Annotated in this window: 17 protein-coding genes; 13 read left to right on the top strand and 4 right to left on the bottom strand. The window is 45.0% G+C overall.

All coding sequences use genetic code 11. The annotated features are described in order from the left end of the window. The 3 genes from F8S12_RS25635 to F8S12_RS25625 form a co-directional block, all read left to right on the top strand. Positions 1-449 (top strand): HlyD family efflux transporter periplasmic adaptor subunit (locus tag F8S12_RS25635; RefSeq protein ID WP_230968271.1); only part of this gene is annotated, 449 nt, incomplete at its 5' end. 349 nt (positions 450-798) lie between these two features. Beyond that, positions 799-1,950 carry a hypothetical protein gene (locus F8S12_RS25630; RefSeq protein WP_196519116.1) on the top strand — a complete coding sequence of 384 codons (1,152 nt, stop codon included), beginning with the start codon at positions 799-801 and terminating at the stop codon, positions 1,948-1,950. Between the two features lie 232 nt (positions 1,951-2,182). Continuing rightward, the gene (locus F8S12_RS25625; RefSeq protein WP_230968270.1) at positions 2,183-3,052 is read left to right on the top strand and encodes an AAA-like domain-containing protein; all 870 of its coding nucleotides are present in this window, start codon (positions 2,183-2,185) and stop codon (positions 3,050-3,052) included. 574 nt (positions 3,053-3,626) lie between these two features. Here the strand turns inward: F8S12_RS25625 and F8S12_RS25620 are convergent. Genes F8S12_RS25620 through F8S12_RS25610 form a run of 3 tightly spaced genes read right to left on the bottom strand, consistent with a single transcriptional unit; the run spans position 3,627 to position 5,640 of the window. After that, positions 3,627-4,328 (bottom strand): carbonic anhydrase, encoded by a 702-nt coding sequence (locus tag F8S12_RS25620; RefSeq protein WP_196519115.1) that lies wholly within the window; start codon positions 4,326-4,328, stop codon positions 3,627-3,629. 27 nt (positions 4,329-4,355) lie between these two features. Then, the gene (locus tag F8S12_RS25615) at positions 4,356-4,667 is read right to left on the bottom strand and encodes a P-II family nitrogen regulator (protein WP_196519114.1); all 312 of its coding nucleotides are present in this window, start codon (positions 4,665-4,667) and stop codon (positions 4,356-4,358) included. 4 nt (positions 4,668-4,671) lie between these two features. Beyond that, complete coding sequence (locus tag F8S12_RS25610) at positions 4,672-5,640, bottom strand: sodium-dependent bicarbonate transport family permease (protein WP_196519113.1); 969 nt, start codon at positions 5,638-5,640, stop codon at positions 4,672-4,674. 329 nt (positions 5,641-5,969) lie between these two features. Between F8S12_RS25610 and F8S12_RS25605 the strand changes: the two genes are divergently transcribed. The 10 genes from F8S12_RS25605 to cheB all read left to right on the top strand — a co-directional run bounded on the left by F8S12_RS25605 (position 5,970) and on the right by cheB (position 24,134). Then, positions 5,970-7,157: a TRC40/GET3/ArsA family transport-energizing ATPase gene (locus F8S12_RS25605; RefSeq protein ID WP_196519112.1), complete on the top strand. Its 1,188-nt coding sequence runs from the start codon at positions 5,970-5,972 to the stop codon at positions 7,155-7,157. 237 nt (positions 7,158-7,394) lie between these two features. Next, positions 7,395-10,706 (top strand): GAF domain-containing protein, encoded by a 3,312-nt coding sequence (locus F8S12_RS25600; RefSeq protein ID WP_196519111.1) that lies wholly within the window; start codon positions 7,395-7,397, stop codon positions 10,704-10,706. 376 nt (positions 10,707-11,082) lie between these two features. Further along, complete coding sequence (locus F8S12_RS25595) at positions 11,083-12,645, top strand: CheR family methyltransferase (protein ID WP_196519110.1); 1,563 nt, start codon at positions 11,083-11,085, stop codon at positions 12,643-12,645. 37 nt (positions 12,646-12,682) lie between these two features. After that, positions 12,683-14,131, top strand: a complete 1,449-nt coding sequence (locus F8S12_RS25590; RefSeq protein WP_196519109.1) for a methyl-accepting chemotaxis protein — start codon at positions 12,683-12,685, stop codon at positions 14,129-14,131. Positions 14,132-14,329: 198 nt separating this feature from the next. After that, positions 14,330-15,406, top strand: coding sequence for a chemotaxis protein CheW (locus F8S12_RS25585; RefSeq protein WP_196519108.1), 1,077 nt, complete (start codon positions 14,330-14,332; stop codon positions 15,404-15,406). Positions 15,407-15,511: 105 nt separating this feature from the next. Next, a complete protein-coding gene (locus F8S12_RS25580; protein ID WP_196519107.1) occupies positions 15,512-16,966 on the top strand; it encodes a CHASE3 domain-containing protein in 1,455 nt (484 codons plus the stop codon). Between the two features lie 600 nt (positions 16,967-17,566). Then, positions 17,567-18,973 carry a HAMP domain-containing methyl-accepting chemotaxis protein gene (locus tag F8S12_RS25575; protein WP_230968269.1) on the top strand — a complete coding sequence of 469 codons (1,407 nt, stop codon included), beginning with the start codon at positions 17,567-17,569 and terminating at the stop codon, positions 18,971-18,973. A 21-nt stretch (positions 18,974-18,994) separates the two neighbouring features. Continuing rightward, complete coding sequence (locus F8S12_RS25570; protein ID WP_196519106.1) at positions 18,995-20,575, top strand: HAMP domain-containing methyl-accepting chemotaxis protein; 1,581 nt, start codon at positions 18,995-18,997, stop codon at positions 20,573-20,575. 60 nt (positions 20,576-20,635) lie between these two features. Next, positions 20,636-22,945 carry a hybrid sensor histidine kinase/response regulator gene (locus F8S12_RS25565; RefSeq protein ID WP_196519105.1) on the top strand — a complete coding sequence of 770 codons (2,310 nt, stop codon included), beginning with the start codon at positions 20,636-20,638 and terminating at the stop codon, positions 22,943-22,945. Between the two features lie 58 nt (positions 22,946-23,003). After that, a complete protein-coding gene (gene cheB, locus F8S12_RS25560; RefSeq protein WP_196519104.1) occupies positions 23,004-24,134 on the top strand; it encodes a chemotaxis-specific protein-glutamate methyltransferase CheB in 1,131 nt (376 codons plus the stop codon). A 22-nt stretch (positions 24,135-24,156) separates the two neighbouring features. Here cheB and F8S12_RS25555 read toward each other — a convergent pair whose 3' ends face one another. Then, complete coding sequence (locus F8S12_RS25555) at positions 24,157-24,747, bottom strand: Uma2 family endonuclease (RefSeq protein ID WP_196519103.1); 591 nt, start codon at positions 24,745-24,747, stop codon at positions 24,157-24,159. Positions 24,748-24,855: the final 108 nt, after the last annotated feature.

Genomic DNA, 24,855 nt, shown 5'->3' with positions numbered 1-24,855 from the left:
CCACTCCCCACTCCCCATTTATTATGAACATTCAATACAACTTTGATCAACCAGTTCTTTTGCAACAAACTCCTACTTGGTCAAGAGCGATCGCTAGTAACTTGGTTGCTAACGTATATATCACCAACCGCGACATCGGCTTTGTCAAAGAAGGGCAACAAGTGGATGTGAGAATTGATTCCTTTCCCTTCCAAGAATATGGTGATATCAAAGGCGAACTAATTGAAATTGGCTCTGATGCCTTACCTCCAGACCAAGTTTATAATTTCTGGCGCTTCTCAGCAAAAGTCCGCCTACATGGACAGAAGTTACTGATTAATCAGCGTCAAGTTCCATTACAATCAGGGATGTCTATTAATGCTAATGTGAAGTTGCGTCAGCGCACCATTATGAGTATCTTCACTGATTTCTTAGTGCAGAAGACTGAGAGCTTAAAGTCCCTCCGTTGAACAAAATCGGGCGTTGCATAAATGCGGGATGAATTGAGATTTTTACTAATGCTAAAGATTGATTCTACCCTTCGGGAACGCCAAGGGCGAACGCGCCTTTGCGCCTTTGCGCAAAACAAAATTCACCCCATCAATCAGCAATGCCCAAAATCCTTTTCCACGCTTCCAACGGAAAATGTAAAGCTGTAAAGTATCCGTGAGGTGTTTGTAAAAAAGTGAACTCTTAACCAATCTATAACCTATCTATCATTGACAATCCGGTAATCTAATTTACTAGCTAAAATGGCGTGGGCAGGGGCTAATTCTCCCAAATGCGCTGATAGTGTCAAAGAAATAATCAAGGATATAGATGATGACAAAGCTTGGTTACTCAGTGTTTCAAAGCGTCACTACTGCGCGTTTGCTAGGTAAAATGTGTTTATTGGCGCTGACTGTGCCCTTCCTGGCAAGTTCCGCAATCAGTTTGGTGAATGCCAAAGAGTACAAGTACGAGCGCGAGAAAGAGTCATACGCAATCGGGCTTTGGGGCGATCTCCCTTACTCGGATCTACAAGCGGCGGGGGTTCCAAACCTGATCGCTGACATGAACGCCCAAAATCTGGCCTTCACAGTTCACGACGGCGACTTAAAGGCCGGCAACTCTACGCCCAACTCGGTAACGCCGACCACCTGTAGCAATGCCCTCTACACCCAGGCGCTCGGCTACTTCAACGCCCTGAAAGCACCAGCAGCCTTTACACCGGGCGACAACGATTGGACTGACTGCGATCGCCCCTCAAACGGTGGATTCAACTCACGCGATCGCCTCGACTACCAGCGTCAGGTATTCTTCAGCACAAAATTTTCCCTCGGTCAGCGTCGGCTAGCCCAGGAGGTGCAGACGACACCCCTGTGCCTTAGTGCAAAAGACACTGCTGTACCCTGTGTTGAGAATCGCCGTTGGACGCTCGGTAAAGTTACTTATGCGACACTCAATATCCAGGGTTCGTGTAACAACCTATGCGACATTGCGCCTGACCCGAAGGAGTACGCGGCGCGAAACGCGGCTAATATTGCATGGCTGAAAAAGACCTTTCAAGAGGCAAAGGCACGCAAATCGGTAGCGGTGATGTTAATTTCTCAAGGCAATCCGGGGTGGGATCTGAGCGACCCAACCAGAGCGCCTTTGCGTGATCCGAAGACCCTCGTGCAAACCGACGGACAGCCTGATGGTTTCCAGAGCTTTTTATTAGTGTTGCGCGATGAGGTAATTGCTTTCCGTAAACCGATTGCCTACGTACACGGCGACTCGCATTACTACCGCATTGACAAGCCCTTTCTGGATACTCAAGGCAGACGCCTCGAAAACTTCACTCGTGTCGAGACATTTGGCAACAATGCGGCGAACGGCACTAACGATGTAAATTGGGTCAAAGTGACCGTAAATTCCCGTAGCCGAGAGGTGTTTTCCTATCAGCCACAGATTGTTCCCGGCAATCGAGTCGCGGTTCCGTCTCCGTAATGCCACGCAGTTTTTAATTCTTGAGAACTGCAAACATAAAAGCCAAAAACTGAAACAGGGGGTGTGATTGAACACAGTCCCCCTGTGAGCAGAAACACCAGAGTTAAACCACTAACTACCTGAAAATAGCAGGTGGAAATGAAGCTTACTATTTAAATTTAAATAAACAAGGAAAAAAGTATGAGAAATTCCGCTAAAGTCTTATTTAAAACAAACTTTATGCTTTTTACAAATGAATATAGAAGAAGCCCTAGCAATTTTAGATACATTTCTTGAACATGGCTTAGAACATGGCTTAAGTGATGTCCAAGAAGTAATATTTCGTAAAGCTTGGGAAGGACAAACTTATCCAGATATCGCTGAAAGCTGTGGTTATGATGCCAATTATATAAAAGATGTTGGTTCTAAGTTATGGAAGTTACTTTCACAGGCTTTCGCCGAGGAGGTGACAAAAAGTAATTTTCGGTCAGTCTTGAGACGGCGAGCGCAAAGCAGCGTTTTATCAGAAAAACGACAAAGTGTGCTAGTAGGCTTAGGACAGTCTCAGCAAACAATCAGAGTGAAAAATAGAATATCAGAGTCTTCTTTAATGACAGAAAAGCTAGACGAGAGAGAAACCCCAGTCCCTAATGCCGATTTATTAGAAATTCCTGGTGGCTCAGTGCCGCTCAATTCTATTTTTTACATAGAGCGTCCGCCAATTGAAGAACGTACCTATACCGAAATCAATAAACCTGGAAGTCTAATCAGAATCAAAGCCCCCAGCAGAATGGGAAAAAGCTCCCTGATGCACAGAATTCTTGCTCATGCTAAACAGACTGGAGTACACACCGTACAAATCAGTTTACAGAGGGCAGATAGTCAAGTTTTCACTAGCTTAGAAAAATTCTTACGATGGTTTTGTGCTAATGTCAGTCGGCAGTTGAAATTAGATATTAAACTTGATGATTATTGGGATGAAGATATTGGTAGCAAAGTTAGCTGCACATTGTATTTACAGGAGTATTTGCTAGAGAAAATCGACGCTCCGGTAGTCTTAGCTTTGGATGAAGTGAATCGGATTTTTGAGTATCCACAAATCTCTAATGTCAGAAAAAACTAGAAATGTTTAGGAAAATCTCGCCGAAAAAGGTTAAAGAAGCCATCTTATGCTTTAACTACAGATTTCCATGCATGGGGTAGATTTTCATGCCATAGCGATCGCACTCAGTAACCCTAACGTTTGGGAAAACTTAAACCCTCAGAATCAGTTAAACAAAGTAATTTTTACAAATCAGATAGGATTGCTATAGTAAGCACTAGTGCAAAAGTATTCCTGATCTTTGAACTCTAGATAACTAAATGAAGTCTCAAAGGAAAGAAGCGATCGCTTATAGCGGTTCACCACTTTCTTTGATCTCCATATAAGTTATCCCTGCCATCACACGCCCCAAATACTGCCTATCTATACATTTACCATCTCTCGGATTCTTTTTTTAAATTGTTATGACTAAAAAATTTATTCACCCGCCATTGATGATCAAAAGGGTGAAGTTATTGCCAACACAAAGTTTTAGGCGTTTTATAAAAATTTAGGTTTTTAGGACTTACGCAAAACTACACGCGCTCAGGGACAATTCATAAATTGCCCCTACCACAACTTTTTAATTTTGAATTGTTGGAAATTCTTTGCCGAATTAGGTAATGATAGTCACCCTCCCTGTATCCAAGTCGTAACGACCTCCCACAATTTTTAACTTGCCCGATCGCACCTGCTCAGTTAAAAGCTGCGATCGCTTTAATCGTTCAATTTGATATTGCACATTTGCCACCACAGCGTTTTCCACCACATCACCCGGCTGATTCTTGACCTTATCCACTGCTGGCTTAATTGCCTTAACAAAAGTACCAATATCACCGAGTAACGATTCGTTTTGTACAGCTGCGGTTACAGCCCCACAACGCTCATGACCCATTACCATCAGTAGCGGACTACCTAACAACACCACCGCATATTCAATACTGCCAATCGCTTCAGGCGTGGCAATATTTCCGGCAATCCGAACATCAAAAATGTCTCCAATGCCCTGATCAAAAACAATTTCTGCCGGCACTCGTGAATCTGCACAACTAAGAATAGTTGCAAATGGATGTTGAACTTGAGCAACTTCCTGCAACCGCAGCGCAGATTGATCGGGGTATTGGGGTTGATGCTTAACAAATCGTTGATTTCCCTCCATCAGCTTTTGCAAGGCTGCATCAGGACTGAGGGATTCAGGGGAGTTTGAAGGCATTTCGGCAGCTTTAGCCTGTTCAACCTGCCAGAGTAAATCGCTAGCAGTTACCGCCATCCCAAATGCCCCGGTCATTCCTAACTTTAAAAAGTCACGACGTTCCATGAAATGCTTCACTGAATTTATAATTTTTTACATCGACGCAACACATCTGACAGAGCGAATCTCCATCACATCAGAAACGTAACAACTACCTCCAAACTTATTGAGAAGTGGTCTGAGATTTTCGATCACAGGCTTGAGTTGTTCTGGCATACAAAACGCGAGGATGTAAACATTATCAAGCAAGGTCATGTCTAAATCTTCTGTCGTTCCTCGTAATCCTTTACCAGTAACATTTTTAATTACGGCATGGCTATGTACACCCGACTTGTCTAAACTATCTAAAATTTTGCCAAGCTCAAAGGAGTTGGCAATAATTTCTATCTTTTTAACTACGTGCATATTATTACCTCCAAAATAGGTTAATTCCGTAGAGATATAACGGAATTCCCACAATAATATTGAACGGAAATGTCACTGCTAGAGCAGTAGAAACATACAGGCTGGGATTTGCTTCTGGAACAGTCATCCGCATAGCTGCTGGGACAGCAATATAAGAAGCACTGGCACACAATACAGCGAATAACAGCGAATCTCCCCGAGGCATACCGATGAATTTGGCAATCACTAACCCAATGCCTGCATTGACTATAGGAATCAGTATGGCAAATAAAATCAAGAAAACTCCGGTTTTTTGCAAGTCTTTAATTCTTCTAGCAGCGACTAGTCCCATATCTAGTAAAAAGAAGGTGAGAACGCCATAAAATAACCCTTGAGCAAAGGGTTCTAATACCTTCCAACCGTGTTCTCCTGTCAAGACGCCTATCAAAAGGCTACCGACTAATAGAAAAACTGAACTATTAAGAAATGCTTCTTGCAAAACTTCCAACCAAGCAAACTCTCGCTTTTCATCGGCGGTGAATATATTCACCAAGATCAGACCAACAATGATCGCTGGAGATTCCATTAGGGCAAGAGCTGCTACCATGTAGCCATCAAAGGGAATCCCAAGCTCATCGAGAAAAGAACTAGCGGTGATGAAAGTGACAGCACTGATAGAACCGTAGGTTGCAGCGATCGCCGCAGCATCGTAAGTATCCAGTTTCCATTTCAGGATAAAAAAGGTGTAAATTGGCACAAAACAAGCCATCATCATTGCTGCCAGGAGTGTTAGAACTACTTCCTGGGTGATGCCGCTTTTGATTAGTTCTACCCCTCCTTTAAAACCAATGGCAAACAGTAGATACAACGAAAGGAGTTTGGGCGCTGGTGGCGGAATTTCCAGATCAGACTTGACAAAAACAGCAGTCATGCCTAAAAAGAAAAACAGTATTGGCGGATTCAAAAAGTTGGATACAATTAAGCTAAAATCCATATCCATTCCTCTTTAATACTGGCTGGTGAAAACTGCAATTAAAGAAATTTTTCATCTTTAAAAATTTAACGATTAAATCATGATGTATCGTGTATTGTTACCCAATGTCAATATAATTTGTAATTGATAATGGCAAATTATTTGATGTTTGATTCCCCGTGGCTGATTTTACGACAGAAAGCGCAGGATTAACAATTTAAAATTCACGCACGCATTGAAGAGAGTTTCATACTATTCACGCCTAGACGTGGTAAAACAACATTTATTTTCTTTAAACAGTTCATAATGTAAATAAATGTAAAAAATCCTCAGACAGGACAGAAACATCTATGCGTGTAATTTTAATGACCGGTAAAGGCGGCGTGGGCAAAACCTCCGTTGCTGCTGCAACCGGACTTCGTTGTGCAGAGCTAGGCTATCAGACATTGGTTCTAAGTACAGATCCCGCTCACTCCCTGGCAGACAGTTTTGACATAGAACTGGGACATGCACCCCAAAAAATTCGCCCAAATCTGTGGGGTGCTGAACTGGATGCGCTGCAAGAACTGGAGGGAAACTGGGGGGCTGTGAAACGTTATATTACCCAAGTTTTACAGGCAAGGGGTTTAGACGGGGTACAGGCCGAAGAATTGGCAATTTTACCAGGCATGGATGAGATTTTTGGCTTGGTAAGGATGAAACGCCATTACGATGAAGGTGAGTTTGATGTCTTAATTATCGACTCAGCCCCCACCGGCACAGCACTACGCTTACTGAGTTTACCTGAAGTCGGTGGCTGGTATATGCGTCGTTTTTACAAACCATTTCAAAACATCTCCGTAGCACTTAGACCTCTGGTTGAACCTTTTTTTAGGCCAATTGCTGGTTTTTCGCTACCTGATAAAGAAGTGATGGATGCACCTTATGAATTTTATGAACAAATTGAAGCTCTGGAAAAAGTATTAACAGACAATACTCAAACCTCGGTGCGTCTGGTAACAAATCCCGAAAAAATGGTGATTAAAGAGTCTCTCCGCGCCCACGCTTACCTGAGTTTGTATAATGTTGCAACAGATTTAATAGTGGCTAATCGGATTATTCCAAGTGAAGTCCAGGACCCGTTTTTCCGACGTTGGAAGGAAAGTCAGGAGCAATATCGCCAAGAAATTCATGATAATTTCCACCCTCTACCCGTGAAAGAAGTTCCCCTATTTTCTGAAGAAATGTGTGGATTAGCTGCATTAGAACGCCTGAAGGATACTCTTTATAAAGATGAAGATCCGACTCAGGTTTATTACAAAGAAACGACTATCAGAATTGTGCAAGAAGAAAACCAATATAGTTTACAACTTTACTTACCTGGTATTCCTAAAGACCAAGTTCAACTAAGTAAAACCGGAGATGAATTACATATTACTATTGGCAACCACCGTCGTAACTTAGTTTTGCCGCAAGCCTTAGCAGCATTACAACCATCCGGGGCAAAGATGGAAGACGACTATCTTAAAATCCGTTTTGCTGACAACACAAGAGTTTAATTTTGTTGCCAGGATAATGTTTGACAAAAAGCCAAAATCTTTTTTGTAACTAGTACAGGCGCAGTTCTTTTAGCGTCTTTTTTTTATGATTTTTTGGTAAATTTTTATAAAAGGTAAATATATTTATTAATGATTTGGTCGTAGTTTTACTGAAGACAAATTGATTAAATAAATCTCAAAATAGCTTTAGATTTAATTATTTAGTTTGCAAATCATTAATTTATTTTGCTATAAGCCATGACCTCGAACCCTGAAGAAGATTTGCTCTTATGCCGCGATGAAGAAGGTTTACTACGCCGCATTACAAACCGTATCCGACGAAGTTTAGAGTTGGAAGAAATTATCACAGTGACAACAGCAGAGGTGCGATCGCTGCTAAAAACTGACCGAGTGATGATTTACAAATTTCATGCCGATGGTAATGGTCAAGTGATTGGTGAGTCAATTTACGAAAATCGATTGCCGTCGTTACTGGGACTCAATTTCCCTGCTGATGATATTCCACTTGCCGCCCGTGAACTATTTACCAAATCACGGGTGCGTTCTGTTGTGAATGTTGATACTCAAGAGATTGGTCAAAGTCATCTTCATTACTTGGAAAATGGAGAAACTAGATCAGAGAAGATCCGTTACCGCCCTGTAGATCCATGTCATGTTGAATATTTGACGGCGATGGGGGTAAAATCCTCAGTAGTAGCGCCTATTATGTATCAAGATAAACTTTGGGGACTACTGGTGTCTCATAATTCCCAAGCGCGTTTGATTTCAGAATATGAACTAGAAGCATTACAGATGGTAGCCGATCAGCTGTCAGTAGCGATCGCTCAAAGTATCCTCCTCACTCAAGCCCGCCAAAAAGCTGGACGGGAAGCGATCATTAACCGCGTTGCTAACCTACTACATTCACTACCGACGATTGTATTACAACCAGCCCTAGAAGCGGCTGTTGCTGCCTTTAATGGTGTTGGTGGCAGGCTTTGCATTAGAAATGCAGCTTTTGATGTCCACAATAGCAACCTGAGCAGTTTAACAGAATGCCTAATCCCCGGAAATACTTGTATCAAGCTTTATATCTGTGGACAGCAACCTGTGATGCCAGAACAAACTATATATCCACTGATCGAGCAGTATAGTGTCTGGCAGGAACACTACAAGTCCGGTAACTACGATGTTTGGGCGATTTCAGATATATATAACACTCCTGGCTTGCGAACTTTGCAAGTTGCTTTTCAACCAACTAAAATTCGCGGGATGTTGATGATCCCACTTCTGTATCGTCAGCATTTGCTGGGCTACTTAAGTATTTTCCGCAACGAAATAGATACAGAAACTCTATGGGCGGGGCAGCATGACAGCGATCAAAGACAACTGTACCCCCGGCTATCATTTGAGCTTTGGCGCGAATCTAAAAAGGCTCAAGCTCAAAAATGGACGGATGAAGAGATTGATCTGGCTAGAGAACTGGGTAAAAGCTTTGCTTCGGCAATTCAGCAGTATGAACTATATCAACAAGTACAAACCTTCAACGATAATTTAGAAAAACAAGTTAAAAGACGCACAGTTGAGTTACAAAAGACAGCTGAACAACAACAAGCTGTATTTAAAGTTATTACCGAGATTCGAGAATCTCTTGACACAGATACCATTTTTCAAACCACTACTAAAGAGGTTTGTCAATTAATCAAAGCCGATCGCGTTTCTGTTTATCGTTTTGATTCTGATTGGGGTGGGGAATTTGTCGGGGATTTTGAGGCTGCTAGTCCATACTGGTCGAATGAGTCCGAACTAGGTGTTAATACAGTTTGGAATGACACCTACTTACAAGACACGCAGGGAGGACGTTACCGCAACAATGAAACATCTGTAGTCGCTGACATCCACAAGATGGGGTTTGCTCAGTGTCATATCGATATTCTAGAGCAGTTTCAAATTCACGCTTTTGTGCTTGCTCCGATTTTTGTTGGGCAAAAACTTTGGGGTTTGCTGGCAACTTATCAACACACTGGCCCCCGTCAATGGAAAGCCTCTGAAGTTAACTTTCTCAGTCAGATTGCTGCCCAAATGGGCGTAGCATTCCAGCAAGCTGATTTACTCACTCAGACCCGACAGCAAGCGTTAGATTTGGAACAAGCAGCAGAACAACAACGGGTATTGTTTGAAGTTGTTGCCAAAGTTAGGGAATCTCTTAACTTAGATGTGATTTTTCACACAACCACCCAAGAAATCTGCAAATCACTACAAGCGGATCGAGTTGCAGTCTATCGGTTCCTGGCTAATTGGAGTGGTGAATATATTGCTGAGTTTGTGGGTGAGGACTGGGTAAAGGTAGTAGGTTCTGATATCAACACAGTTTGGGAAGATAGCTATTTGCAGGAAACTCAAGGTGGGCGATATCGCAACAATGAAAGCTTTGCAGTCAATGACATCTATCAAGCTGGCCACTCTGAATGCCATGTTACGGCTTTAGAGCAAATTCAAGCCAGGGCTTATGCGATCGCACCCATATTTGTCGGGCAAGAACTCTGGGGCTTGCTAGCAGCTTATCAGAACTCTGCACCCCGCCACTGGGAAGCCTCGGAAATTCAGTTCATTACTCAAATTGGTAATCAGCTTGGGGTTGCACTCCAACAAGCGCAATTGCATAATCAGGCCAAGGAGCAGACCCAAAAGTTGGCTCTAGCTCTGGATGATTTAAAGCAAACTCAAACCCAACTGATCCAAACTGAGAAAATGTCCTCACTAGGTCAATTAGTAGCTGGTGTTGCTCACGAAATTAATAATCCGGTAAATTTCATTTATGGCAACATCAATCATGTCGATAATTATACCCAAGATTTACTCAGTTTACTAGACCTCTATTTGCAAAACGGCTCTAACCCCAACCCTGAAATTCGCGATCGCTCTGAAGAAATAGATTTAGATTATATCATAGAGGATTTGCCCAAAACTCTATCCTCAATGAAAATTGGGGTTGAGCGTATCCGGCAAATTGTCTTAGGTTTACGAAATTTTTCTCGCCTAGATCAGGCGGAAATGAAGCCAGTTGATATTCACGAGGGCATAGATAGCACCTTGTTAATTTTGCAGCATCGCTTGAAAGCAAAACCGGAAAGTCCGGCTATTGAATTAGTCAAAGAGTACGGCGACCTTCCCTTGGTAGAGTGCTATGCTGGGCCACTGAATCAGGTATTTATGAATGTTTTAAGCAATGCGATCGATGCTTTAGAAGATTACAGCCAATCTCAGTCAAATCTTCATAGCAGTCAAATTACCATTCGTACTGCTGTCGGAAAAATAGAAGGCAATTTAAAGAGTGTAGTAATTTGCATTAGGGACAATGGCCCAGGAATACCCGAAGTCCTAAAGGCAAGAATCTGCGATCCATTTTTCACTACCAAGCCAGTGGGAAAAGGCACTGGCTTGGGGTTGTCAATTAGTTACCAAATTGTTGTGGAGCAACACAGTGGTATATTTAGATGTGATTCTCAGCCAGGGTTAGGTACAGAGTTTTGGATTGAAATTCCGGTGAGACAAACCACCAAATCGTAGAAACTAAAAAGTAGCTTGGAAGATCATCAGACCTCTTGCATAAATAATTTAATCAAATCGGATTGCTATATCTTGCTTTTAAGTACCTGTGCAGAATTAATTACATATTATAAGGTCATTGGGAGGCTTCCGACGCAATCCCAAAGGCCTGCGATTCGACAAACATAATTGACGGTCTGCTCAAAATTGATTTAATCAATGGTTTTGCTAAATTTGCGTTAGAAAACTTTACAGCGTGTCCCATTTCGCAGATATCACGGCTGAACTCTAAATAGATGTAACGGTAGTTAAATAATCAATGCAATATATCATCCAAATCTGAATCAAGAGATTGAAATGGGAAACCTAAGCGTATCCGCTTGAAAATCATGTAGTGATGAATCAGATGATCAGCGATCGCCCCATTTTATTTGAACCCAATTCTCAACCCAGTGATGACCTGAGTTTGTTACAAATGGTTGATTTGGTTGCTGATACATTCGGCATTCACATCCAGCCACAGCATCAAGATACATTCAAGAAAAATATCTGGACACGCATCCGCGCATTGGGATTATCCTCACTCAATGATTACTACCAGCGCTTGGTGGCAAGAAATCAACTGATTCCCGGTGCAACAGAGTGGCAAGAACTGATATCTTTACTCACTGTCACTGAAACTTATTTTTTTCGAGATCAGGGACAGATGTCGCTGCTCAAAAATCAGCTGATCCCAGAGTTGATCGAGCGGAAACGGCAGCTTAGTTTAACTCACTGCAACTTTAATGGACAATTTTATCGGCCGACATTACGGCTTTGGAGCGCCGGGTGTTCGACTGGTGAAGAAGCTTACTCACTTGCCATTCTGGTGAAAGAACTGATCCCGGACTATCAGACATGGGAGATTCTGATTTTAGGCACAGATATTAATCAACCCGCGATCGCCCTGGCTCAACAAGGAATTTACAGCGATTGGTCTTTTCGGACAACCACTCCAGAGATCAAAAATAGCTACTTTCGATCCCACAAACAAGGTTGGAAAATCGATCCCGCTATTCAAGCAATGGTCACATTTCAACCTGGAAACTTGTTGCAGGATAGCTACCCCGCTTACACATCTAGCATTCACGACTTTGATTTGATTATTTGCCGCAATGTGTTTATTTATTTTGACTTCAAGGCGATCGCACAAGTGGTAGATAAATTTTACTGCTCTCTCGCACCGGGAGGGTTTCTGCTCACAGGTCACACAGAATTACACGGACAAAAAACTGAACCGTTTCAAATCAAAAACTTTCCGCAATCTGCGGTTTATCAGCGACATAACCAACTCTACGAGAAGAGTAAAGCCTTACATCTTCTAACCCCTGCCCCCAAAATTGAGAGCAGGGAAACCGAAATTTCTAAACCTTCTCTTCCCAGCTTAGGAACGGGTTTCGATGTCAGCATAAACACTCAGCAAAGCCTTTTGGATGCAGCCAAGCGATCGCTAACTCAAGAAGCTTATGCCGATGTCATTCAAATAGCGGAACAACTGATTGCCCTTGTCCCCCAACACTTTCAGGCATATTGTTTGATAGCAGAAGCTTACGCGAATTTTGGTGATTACTCCCAGGCGAATCAGGCGTGTCAGCAAGCAATCAAGATCAACCCATTGGCAATTGAACCCTATCATTTGTTGGCTCAAATTGCCGAAGAGCAAGGAGATCATAAAAATGCAAAATTATTCTTAAAACGTATTATTTATCTTGCTCCCAATTCTGTTAATGCTCACCTGCAATTGGGTTCTATATATGAACGACAGGGAAATGAAAAACAGGCTCAAAAAATCTGGCGATCGCTTCTAGAAATTTTGGAAAATCTCCCCCAAGACCAAGCGATCGATGACAGTAGCCAAAAAACCACTGCTGAACTAAAAGCACACGTTCTTAAGCAATTAGGAATGGAGACAAATAACTGATATCGAATCATTTAAACCACTGCCAAAGGAGTAACAAATGCTTAACAATTTCAAACTGAGAGGACAAATATTTTTGGGATTCTCACTCCCCGTCACGTTGCTACTTGGCTTAAGCGGCATGATTTTTGTAGTGGGTAATCAAACTGCCCAAACTTTCAAAGAGGTAGGACGCGCTCAGGAAGCGATCATTGGAACAGACGAGATGATTTTGAGAACATCAATGATGGGTCGTCAAGCGCGGGGCTACCTCCTGGTTCAGAATAATAATCCACTGCAAGAATTTGAGAAGCAGAAACAGCTCTATGACAAGGCGGTAGAAACTACAAGACCTTTCATTGATGACCCGGGGCAGAAAAAAGTTTTTGACCGGATGCTCAAAATGGAAAATCAGTTTGATGACCTGTGCAAGGAAACCTTTCGTCTAATTGAGCAAGGCAAGCTAAAAGATGCAATAACCTTATACTTGCAAGAATCGAAAACGGTTGTTGGAGAGCTAGATCAACTGAATACAGAATTTAATCAGCATCAGCAAGAAATTTTAGCGCACTTGACTCAAACCACAACGAATTCAATGCGCTATCTAATATTTGGCTCACTGATTATTGGTCTGTTAGGGCTAATTCTTTCCAGTATAGCCGCTTCTCTGATTTGGGCAAGAGTGACCAAGACGGTGAATCGTTCGGTAGATGCGATCGCCAGTTCGGCCTCAGAAATTGCCGCCGCCGTTGAGCAACAAGAACGAACTGCTACTCAGCAAGCAACAGCCGTGAGCCAGACTACTGCCACTATGAATGAATTGGGGATTTCCTGCCGTCAGTCTGTGGAACAAGCGGACATTGCGACGATCAGCGCTCAACAAGTGTCTAATCTGGCATCCTCTGGCACGAAAGATGTAGCGCATACCTTAGAAGACATGGCATTTCTCAAACAAAAGGTTGAGCAAATTGCCGAAGGAATTCAGAGGTTGAGTGAACAAGCAGACCAAATTGGTAGCATTTCTACTTTAGTCGGAGATATTGCCAATCAAACCAATATGTTAGCCCTGAATGCGGCTGTAGAAGCGGTACGGGCTGGAGAACAGGGTAAAGGATTTACCGTTGTGTCTAGTGAAATCCGCAAATTGGCAGATCAAAGCAAGCAGTCTGCTGAGAAAATTCGGGGGCTGGTGAGTCAGATTCAAGTTGCGATTAAAGCCACCGCGACTGTAACCGATGAAGGGACAAAGCAAGTAGAGCAAGGAGTCAAAACGGCTCAAGGAACGGCTGAAACCTTTGCTGGAGTGGCTGACGCGATCAATAGTGTTTTCCTCAATAGTCAGCAAATTTCCCTAACTGCCAAGCAACAAGCCGTTGCGGTTCAGCAAGTAGTTCAGGTGATGGATAGCCTCAAAGTTGGGGCTGATCAAACGGCTTCTGGCATTGGTCAAACTAGGGTGGAAACAAAACAACTCAATGAGGTCGCGCTCAATCTCAAGGCTGTGGTTTAGCGTGAGTTCCATGAACCTCTCCCTCTCCGAAACGGAAAGGGAGGAGCAACGAAAAATTAAGCTTTTTGCTCCCCTCTCCGCGTCGGAGAGGGGCTGGGGGAGAGGTCAAATAAGACTTGTCGAACTCACGTTTCTTTAGCCGTAACAGCCGATGTCCCCCTGCTCTCCATTATCTACAAATTTAAAATCAATATCGCTATGAATCATCAATCCTATTTAATGTTTAACCTGAATCGCTCACGCTATGGCATTCCGGCTACAGCCGTGCAAGAACTCTTCTTTCTGCCAGAAGTGACGGCGATCGCAGAAACTCCTGAGACAATTTTAGGCGTGATTAATCTGCGAGGAAAGTTTCTCCCGGTGATGGATTTATATCACCGTTTAGAACAAACACGTCCCCCTTTTCAATTGACTGACAGCATGATTGTGCTGGAATGGGAGACTCAACGAATCGGAATTATCGTTAGTCAAGTAGATAGTGTGCAAGCGATCGCAGCTGATCAGATCGCTGCAAATATCTGTGGTGAGTCAAAAGAGAGTTTGCCGGATGGATTGGTAACTGGCATTGCCAACGTTGAGGAAGGCATCGTTACATTGCTTAATCCTGAGCTGTTGGTGCAATACGCCCTGATAGAGACTGCGCTTAGTCCAAATTCTGATTTTCACAACGGCTCAGACGCACCAAAACACCCCTCTGATTCAGCCTTAAATCACGGATTATATGATCATTTCGATTCCCAAGAGCGGCAGGTTTTTCGAGAGCGAACTGAAAGTCTGCGGTGTGCGATCGCTGACGAGGATTCGGCGTGGCTCTTGCCTCTGGCGGTTGTAGGGTTGGGGGGTGAGTACTTTGGGTTTGGCTTGGAAACGGTGCATGAGTTTACCGAGATTCACAAGATTACTCCGATTCCCTGCTGTCCACCGCACATTCTTGGCAACATCAATTTACGGGGCGAAATTATCACCTTAATTAACATCAATGATGTAGTTGATTTGCCGATGAAGGGAGTGCGATCGCCTATGGTGGGGAGTACATCCCATCAGCAAGCCGTTGTCGTGCGCCTGGAGCAACGAGTGGCGGGGATTGCCGTCGATGACATTTTTGATGTGACGTATATTCATCCCTCCCAAATGACTACGGCTCCAATTGCCCTGCATTCTGCCAAGGACGACTATCTCCAGGGTGTCGCACCTTATCGCGATCGGATGATGAGCATCATTAATTTGTCTAAACTGCTCACTTCAGAAGTGTTGGTTGTCAATGAAGAGGTCTAATACTAATTCGTAATTCGTAATTCGTAATTCGTAATTAACAAGGTTTTACTTAGTCTGGGTTTCAGAGTTTGTAATTGTTTCATTATTTTTGTGAAGAGGTTTAATATGCAATATAATTTCAAGCTCGGTCGGGTTGTTACCTTTGGGTTTGGTTCGGTATTTGTAGTCATGGTTGTGATTGGCATTGTCTCCAAGCTCACGACCAACAAGTTAGTGGAGTCCAATGGCTGGGTCAGCCACACTTACCAAGTTGAGGGAAATCTAGAAAATATTAGCAAGCTGCTAGTCGATGCCGAAACCGGACAGCGTGGCTTTATCCTGACCCAAAAGGCGAACTATTTGGAGCCTTACAACACATCCGTTGCCAATTTTGAGAAAAGCTTTGATGAAGTTAACAAGCTGATTCAGGACAACCCGGAGCAAGTGACACGGCTGAATCAGGTTAAGCAACTGGCAAAAGACAAAATGGCAGAACTTGCTGAAACCATTGATTTGACACAGCAGGGAAAACGCCAGGAAGCCATGACTCTGATCCTTTCCAATAAAGGCAAGCACATCATGGATGAGATTCGGAGCAAACTAGCAGAGATGACGCAGATCGAGGATCGCTTGCTGGCAGACAGGCAACAGATAGCGAAGCAGACAGCATTCATGGCAGACTTGGTTTCCTTGGGAGGAACCACGATCGCAATCCTATTCGGCTCATTTGTATTGTTCTTCATTGCCAGGGAAATTGTGCAACCGATTATGCAGGTTGCCAACGCGATCGCCTCCTCTTCTAATGAAATTGCGGCTACGGTTGAGCAGCAAGAGCGCACAGCCAATCAACAGGCAACCTCGGTCAGCGAAACCACCACCACAATGGATGAACTCAGCGCCTCTGCCCAACAGTCTGCCCAGCAAGCCGCAACTGCTTCCACCAGCGCTCAACAGGTCTTAAATTTGGCCGATCAAGGCAATCAATCACTCAGCCGCAACCTGGAAGGAATGTCTGCTTTAAGTAATAGAGTCAGTACGGTAGCAGACCAAATGTTGCGCCTGACCGAACAAACCAAGCAAATTGGCAGTATTTCCGGGTTGGTGAGTGACCTAGCAAATCAGACTAATATGCTGGCGCTAAATGCAGCAGTGGAGGCAGTCCGAGCCGGGGAACAGGGCAAAGGATTTGCAGTCGTCGCCGCCGAAATTCGCAAACTTGCAGACCAGAGCAAGCGATCGGCGGAAAAAATTAATGGGCTGGTGAATGACATTCAATCCGCCATCAACTCAACCGTTGTGATGACGGATGAAAGCACAAAAACTGCTCAACAGGGGGCGGTAATGACTAAGCAGACGGTGGAAGTATTTAGTAATGTCACCGATGCCGTCAACGGTATGGTGTTGAATATTCAGCAAATCTCGTTCAACGCCAATCAGCAAGCAACGGCGGTGCAGCAAATCTTACAGGCAATGAATGCCCTCAATAGCTCTGCCAGAGAAACAGCCAGTGGCATCAGTCAGACTCGCGTTACTACTCATCAACTCAATGATGCAGCCTCCAAATTACAGAGTGTTGTATGAAGAGTGCTGAGTTCCGAGTGCTGTTAGCGGAAAGCTAGGGTTTAGCCCGTGCTGAGTTGAAAGACCGCCCACAAGGGGCGGGGCTAAAACCCAAGTACATCAGTGCTGTTAGCGGAAAGCTAGGGTTTAGCCCGTACTTTTCTTCACTCAGCACTCAGGACTCAGCACTCAGTTTAGTAAAGGCAGGGGGCAGGGGGACAGGGAGAAATGACTCTTCCTCCTGCTGTGAAGTCACACAAATCTTTTAGAGTGAATGCGTAACGTTGATGAAGTTAATTTTTGCGGGTCAATGCAACTAAGGTGCGGGTCGATGCAATTAAGGTGCGGGTCGATGTAACTAAGATGCGGGTCGATGTAACCAAGATGCGGGTCGATGTAACTAAGATGCGGGTCGATGTAACTAAGATGCGGGTCGATGTAACTAAGATGCGGGTCGATGCAACTAAGATGCAGGTCGATGTAACTAAGATGCAGGTCAAGATACTTGTGTTTCACCGTAGCTTTAGGCTGGGGTCAATCTAACTAAAATCTAAAATCCAAAATTGTGTCACAGCAATATCTGGAAATTCTCGAACTCATTCACTTACAGGAGATCACAAAATGCAAAGCAAACGAAACTGGAGATTAAGATACTGGATTATTGCCGGGTATGCCGTTCCCGTGCTGGCATTGTTAGTTTCTGCCGGTGCGACAGTCATCAATATTAACACTGTGAACCAACGATCAGAAAATTTACTATCTTCTTATGAGATTAATTCAACAATTGATGATCTTGCTGTTAGTCTGCAAAGTGGTTCTAAGTCAACCCGAGGTTATTTGTTAGAAAAAAATCCTCAGTCGCTTGATAACTACCGGAAGGCTCACAAGAACTCCAGGGACTTTCTAGCAAAACTGATGACACTTGCCAGATCGGAACAGGAGCGACAATCTTTAACCAAAGTAGAGGAACTGCTGAATAAACTGCTTGCTTTTCAGGATGACCTGATTACAAAGGTGGATCAGGGCAAAGTCAAAGAAGCCATTGAAACCTGGAGCAAGGGAAATGTCAGCGCTCTGGTTGAGGATGTCGTAGACGTGATTGAAGAAATGCAGCAGCGAGAAGATGAGACTTTTGCAACCGCCGCGAAACAGCAGCAAGAGGCGCTCAATGTCCTCAAGTTCACGGTGATGCTAGCAAGTGGACTCTCCCTTGTGCTATCTGTTTTAATTGGCATCTGGGTCATTAGCCGCACTTCCCAACAGATGAACGCCTCTGCCAGTGCGATCGCGACTTCTACAACTGAAATTGCCACGACGATTGAGCAGCAAGAACGCGCCACCATCCAACAAGCCAGTTCTGTCAACCAAACCACCACCACAATGGATGAGTTGGGGGCTTCCTCGCGCCAGTCTGCCGAACAAGCAGAAGCCTCAGCCGCAGGAGCGCGGCAGGTATTGTTGCTGGTAGACGGTCGCAATCAAGAGGGTCAGACTAGCGAATCGAGTTTGCGTGAGAAAGTAGGCGACATTGCAACCCAAATTCTTCACCTGAGCGAACAAACCAATCAAATCGGCACGATCTCCACCCTAGTTAGTGACTTGGCCAGTCAGACTAATATGCTAGCGCTGAATGCGGCAGTGGAAGCGGTGCGAGCCGGGGAACATGGCAAAGGCTTTGCAGTTGTGGCTGCCGAAATTCGCAAACTAGCAGACCAGAGTAAGCGATCGGCGGAAAAAATTAATGTACTGGTCAATGACATTCAAAAATCGACCAATTCCACTGTTATGGTGACTGGTGAAGGCACGAAAACCGTAGAAAAGATTGTAGATGCGATCAAAACGATCGCGGTGAATGGTCAGCAAATTTCCCTGACTTCCAATCAACAGGCGATCGCGGTGCAACAAGTGGTAGAAGCGATGAACTCGCTCAACATTGCCGCCAGAGAAACCGCTTCTGGCATCAGTCAGATCAAAGTCGGTACGCAACGGCTGAATGATGCCGCCCAGGAGCTAAAAACCGTTGTTTAAAAGTGTATTGGAGTTACAGGTATGTTGAAAAATATGTCTTTGCATGGACAATTGATGGGTTCATTTTTGCTGATGGGCGGTGTCGTTTTGGCTGTAGGGTCTGTGGGCTGGCGGGGTACTCATCAATTAACTAGACATATCGACACCCTCAGCCATACCAGCCTACCCAGTATTAACGGGTTGTGGAGAATTTATGAAGGGCAGACCCAGATCCAGGCGGCAGAGCGGGCGCTTGTCAACCCTGAGCTAGCCTCCTCAGCGAGACAGTCTGAGCTAAATCGGATACAGGTAGCCTGGAAGCAAATCGACGTGGGCTTTGAGGAATATGAACCCGCGCCCCGCACTCCCGAAGAAGACAAGCTCTACCAGACGTTTAAGCAACAGTGGCAGGAGTGGAAGCAGGATCATTCTACATATCTTCGGGCTTACCAAGACTTTGCCCGCTTAGGGATTATTAACCCCAATGCCAGACGGTTTGAATTGTTAAGTCAGGGACGAGAGAATTCTCCAGAAATGAAGGCGGCGATCGCTGCTGCCGCTCAACTCACAAAAATCAGCCAAAACGCTATTGCAGAAAATGATGATTCATTTGCAGTTACAACTGAATCATTGCTGCAACTGATCAAAATCAATCATACGGTTGCTGATGATGCCACTCAAGCAGCCAATACCGATTCTCGGCTGACAGCAGGTTGGGTGATTACTGGTATCATTGCCGGGCCTTTGGGGGCAATCTTGCTAGGACTGTTTCTGAGCAACAAAATTGCTAAACCGTTGAGCGGCAAAATTGCTCAAATTGTTCAAACAATGGCTGCCTCCACCAATGAAATCGCCGCGACGGTTGAGCAGCAAGAACGGACTGCTACTAGACAAGCAGCTTCCGTGAATCAAACCACTATCACGATCGATGAATTGGGAGTTTCATCGCAGCAGTCAGCTGAACAGGCAGAATCTGCGGCAGCAGGCGCACGGCAGGCATTGACCCTTGCAGGCAACGGTACTGAAGCTGTAAAACACACACTGAAGGGTATGGCAACCCTACGGGAGAAAGTGGGAGCCATTGCCAATCAAATCACACGCTTAAATGAACAAACTAAGCAGATTGGCAGTATCTCTTATCTGGTGGGTGAGTTGGCAAGTCAGACCAACATGCTGGCATTAAATGCTGCTGTAGAAGCAGTCCGGGCAGGGGAACACGGTAAAGGCTTTGCAGTTGTTGCTGCTGAAATTCGCAAACTGGCAGACCAAAGCAAAAAATCAACCGAAAAGATCAACACCCTAGTAGGCGACATTCAATCTGCCATCAGCACCACTGTCGTTGTCACCTATGAAGGAACTAAAACTGTGGAAGAAGGGACGCGAATTGCCCAGGAAACATCAGAGTCCTTTGCAGGTGTAGAAGATGCAGTGAATAACATCGTACTTAACAGCCAACAGATTTCACTCAATATTAACCAGCAGGCGATCGCTATTCAGCAAATTGTCTCTGCCATGAATGACCTGAATATTGCTGCGCGTGAAACTGCCAGTGGTATTAGCCAGATCCGCTCTGGTACTGAACAACTAAACGAGTCAGCGCAAGCACTCAAGGCAACTATTTAGTGAAGAGAAAAAAACTTCAATCCAAAATCCAAAATTTAAAATCTAAAATTCCATAACACTATGATGATCAACGATGAAGAACTGAGATCCGTTTTCAAAGTAGCCAGCGAAGAACACCTGCAAAACCTGGATGATGGATTGCTGCATCTGGAAAACCATCCCGATGATCTGGCTGTCCTAGAAGCATTAATGCGGGAGGCGCATTCTCTTAAAGGTGATGCCAATATGCTGGGAGTTAAAGATGTAGGCACGCTGGCACATCAGATTGAGCATATTTTGACTCAACTCAAGCGGCAAGAAAACCCTGTGTCCTCGTTGAATAATGCGATAGACGCACCCTATGAACGCCTCGCTCATGCGATCGCCGCCATCCGCAAACTCGTTCACGAAGCCGTCACCGGAGAACCTGCCAGGGTTGACACCTTTTATGCTCTGGCAGAATTGATGGGAGCTTGGAAGGGAAAAGAGGGAGACGCGGGAGAGATAGGGAGTCAGGAGCCAGAAGTCAACGGTATTGAATTCACAAATACAGTAAAAAACAATACCTTTGACATAAATCAAGAGCAAGAGGAAAACGGATCAATCCAAAATCTAAAATCCAAAATCCAAAATCCAAAATCCAATAGCTACCGCATCGAAACCATCCGTGTTGGCACTCGCCAGCTGGATACGTTGATGACGCAGGCAGGGGAATTAACTGTAACCAAAATTCGGATTGCTCATCGGCTGGGAGAAATTGAGGCGATCGCCAATCTGTGGGAAGAATGGAACCGAGAGCTATTTACTAATCGGTTTGCCTTCAGCCGAGAGCAACAGGGTAACGTCGCCCTCCAACGTTTGGAAAGTTTTCATCATCACTCTGAAAAACGACTAGAGCAATTGGGTCATTTGGTGAATACTCTGCGGAGTTCTCTTTCCGAAGACACAACTCGACTGGAACAACTGAGTGGCGATCTAGAAGAGGGGATTCGTACCCTGCGATTGCTGCCTTTTGCAACCATCTTCAACCTCTTCCCCCGGATGGTAAGCGATCTGGCGCGGCAGCAGGGAAAATTGGTGGAGTTGATCCTAGAAGGCAAAGACACCCTTGCCGACAAACGTCTGTTGGAAGAAATGAAAGATCCTTTGATGCATATTCTGCGGAATGCGATCGATCACGGGATTGAATCACCACAGGAACGGGAACGGCTAGGAAAACCAACAACGGCAACGATTCGGCTCAGGGCTTACCAAACTCCCACCAACATTGTGCTGGAAATCAGTGATGATGGACGGGGGCTGGAATTGGATAAAATCAAACAAATAGCAGTGAAACGGGGCATTTGCCGGGAGGAAGAATCAGAGGCAATGACTCCCAGCCAGATCCAGGCGTTGATCTTCACACCAGGGTTTTCAACAGCACCCCTGGTGACAGAAGTATCAGGACGGGGTGTAGGGCTGGATGTGGTGCAAACCAATGTCGAGAAATTGAAAGGCACGATTGAGGTAGAATCGTTTCCTGGACGGGGATGTACGCTGCGCGTCAATCTTAGTATCACCCTAGCAACCGCCCATGTCTTAATTGTGCAGGTGAACGAAATGCCCTACGCCATCCCAGTCGAGTTTGTGCAAACCGCCTGCCTAATCAAGTCAGAAGAAATTTTTCCTTTAGAGGGACATGACACAGTAATTCGGGATAGCCAACCCATTTCGATTGTGCAATTGGCTGATCTATTAGAATTGCCCCCGATGACATCTGGGTTAACTCAACAAACGGCGCTTTCCTGTATCATTCTTCAGGTTGGGCAAGAAAAACTGGGTGTGGTGGTAGATGCCTTAGTGGATGAGCAAGATGTCGTGATTAAACCTCAGAGTCAGTTACTTAAACGAGTCCGCAATGTGTCTGGAGCAACAATTTTAGGCACTGGAGATGTGTGTATGGTGTTGAATGCCCAAGATTTGGTGAAGTCAGCCCGATCGCGATCGCAGTCCACCTATCACACCCAAACTCGTCAACTTGCGCCCCCAAAACAAACCGTTTTATTAGTCGAAGATTCCATTGCCACACGCACCCAAGAAAAGCGGATTTTAGAAACCGCAGGTTATGAAGTGATTACGGCTGTGGATGGTTTGGATGGATTGAAGAAACTGCGATCGCATACAGTTGATGCCGTTGTCACCGATGTGCAAATGCCAAATCTCGATGGCTTGGGGTTAACTGCCAAAATCCGCCAATATCAGGAATATAGCGATCTACCGATTATCCTGGTTACTTCCCTTGCCAGCGATGAAGATAAACGTCGGGGTGCTGAAGCCGGAGCCAATGCCTATATTATCAAAGGCAGCTTTAATCAAGAAGCCTTGTTGTCAACTCTGAAGCGGTTAGTATAGGGGTTTTCGGATGAATGAAGAATAATTTTCTCGTAGGATGTGAACTTACTATCAACTGATGAAAAACTCTGCCCCGATTCGCGTCTTTCTGGTGGAGGATTCCCTTGTCGCCTTAACCATCCTCAAGCGGATTTTGGCGAGTTCCCCGGAAGTGAATGTGGTGGGAACTGCTCCCAATGGCGTGGAAGCATTGGAGCGAATTCCAGCCGTACAGCCCCAGGTAATCTGCACCGATCTGCACATGCCAAAAATGGATGGACTGGAACTAACCCGCCGCATTATGGCAGAGTATCCCCGTCCCATTTTGGTGATCAGCACCTCCGTCAACACCCAAGAAGATTCCCGCAATGTTTTTAAACTGTTGCAAGCAGGTGCTTTGGATGTCTTCCCCAAACCCAGCATCGACTCACTTTCAGACTATGAACAGGTCAAGCACGAATTAATCAACCGGATTAAAGTTCTGGCAGGGGTTACAGTCTTTACTCGTCACACTTCCAGAACTACGACGGTAGAACCCAAAACCCAGCCTGTTAGCCCTAAAAGTCAGCCAGAAGCATTCAGCCCGAAACCTGTCAATAACTCGCAATTCCCCATTCGTAATTCCCCGTTCCCCCTGCCGAAAGTCGTAGCGATCGGAGCATCTACAGGTGGCCCCCAGGCATTGCACACAATCTTGAAACAACTGCCTGCAAACTTTCCCGTACCGATTTTGTGTGTCCAACATATCAGCGAAGGATTTCTGCAAGGACTGGTAGATTGGCTGGCAGCAGAATGTTCTCTGCGCGTGACGATCGCCCAAGCGGGAGAATTTCCCAAACCGGGTATCGTCTACTTTGCCCCCGAACGACAACACCTGCAACTCGACACTCAAGGGCGATTAATCACCGTCGGCACCCCTGCCGTTTCCGGGCATCGTCCCTCCGTTACAGCGTTGTTTCAAGCCGTTGCCACCTGCTACCCGCGATCGGCAGTTGGCATTTTGCTGACTGGCATGGGACGGGATGGCGCAGATGGATTACAAGCGATCGCCCAAGCCGGAAGCACCACCATTGCCCAGGATGAACAAACCTGCGTTATCTTCGGGATGCCCAAAGAAGCGATCGCTCTGGGAGCCGCCCAACATATTTTGGCGATCGGCGAAATTGCTCCCATGCTATTGAATCGCATTTCCAGTTATCGGCTGAGTTAGGTGTAGCCATAACCCATCAATGCTATCCATGTCCAAATGCCAAAATCTGAGCAGCACTCAGCTTAAAACCAGGAATGACCGTCGATACCAAGGGAGTGTCACCCGGATAAATCGTGTCTTCATATTGCCCGTTCACCCATAAGCACAGCGTCACTTGCTGCATTTCCGGGTCAATAATCCAGTATTCTGCAATCCCTCGCGCCGCATATTCTGTGCGTTTGTAACGATAGTCTCGATCACGGTTGTCTTGTCCCGGTGACACCACCTCAATTACGATCGCAGGTGGCGGCATATCCCGTGTTAAGGTTGCCCGCCTTGCTCCTACCAAGGCAGTTTGTGATTCTTCTGTATGAACCAGCATATCTGGCAACCGACACTTTGCCCGTCGCCCAGTTACTTCAACCTCTGTTCCCACAGCAATTAATGCAATTGGAAAATGTTTTGCCAACTCAAATAGCAGATATTTAGCAATGTCTAAATTGCCCTGGCTTTCAGTCGGCATTTCTACTAACTCTCCATCTACAAGTTCATAGCGCGTGTCAGTACCGTCGTCATAGGCAAGGTATTCCTCTATTGTCATCAACTTTGGGACATTGAGTGCTGTTTGAGTCATAGTTAGGAATCTTTGCGATCGCTGCCGCAAGGCTGTCAGGATAGAAAACTGGCTGTGCCAATCTTAGCAAATCCTCATTCTGCGCCGATGTTTTCTCCATCCTACAAA

It is taken from the genome of Nostoc sp. WHI (genome assembly GCF_015714725.1).
In the GTDB taxonomy this organism is placed as follows: Bacteria; Cyanobacteriota; Cyanobacteriia; order Cyanobacteriales; family Nostocaceae; genus Nostoc.
Note: the sequence above shows the minus strand (reverse complement) of the source record. Positions and strands in the feature narration are given on the sequence as shown.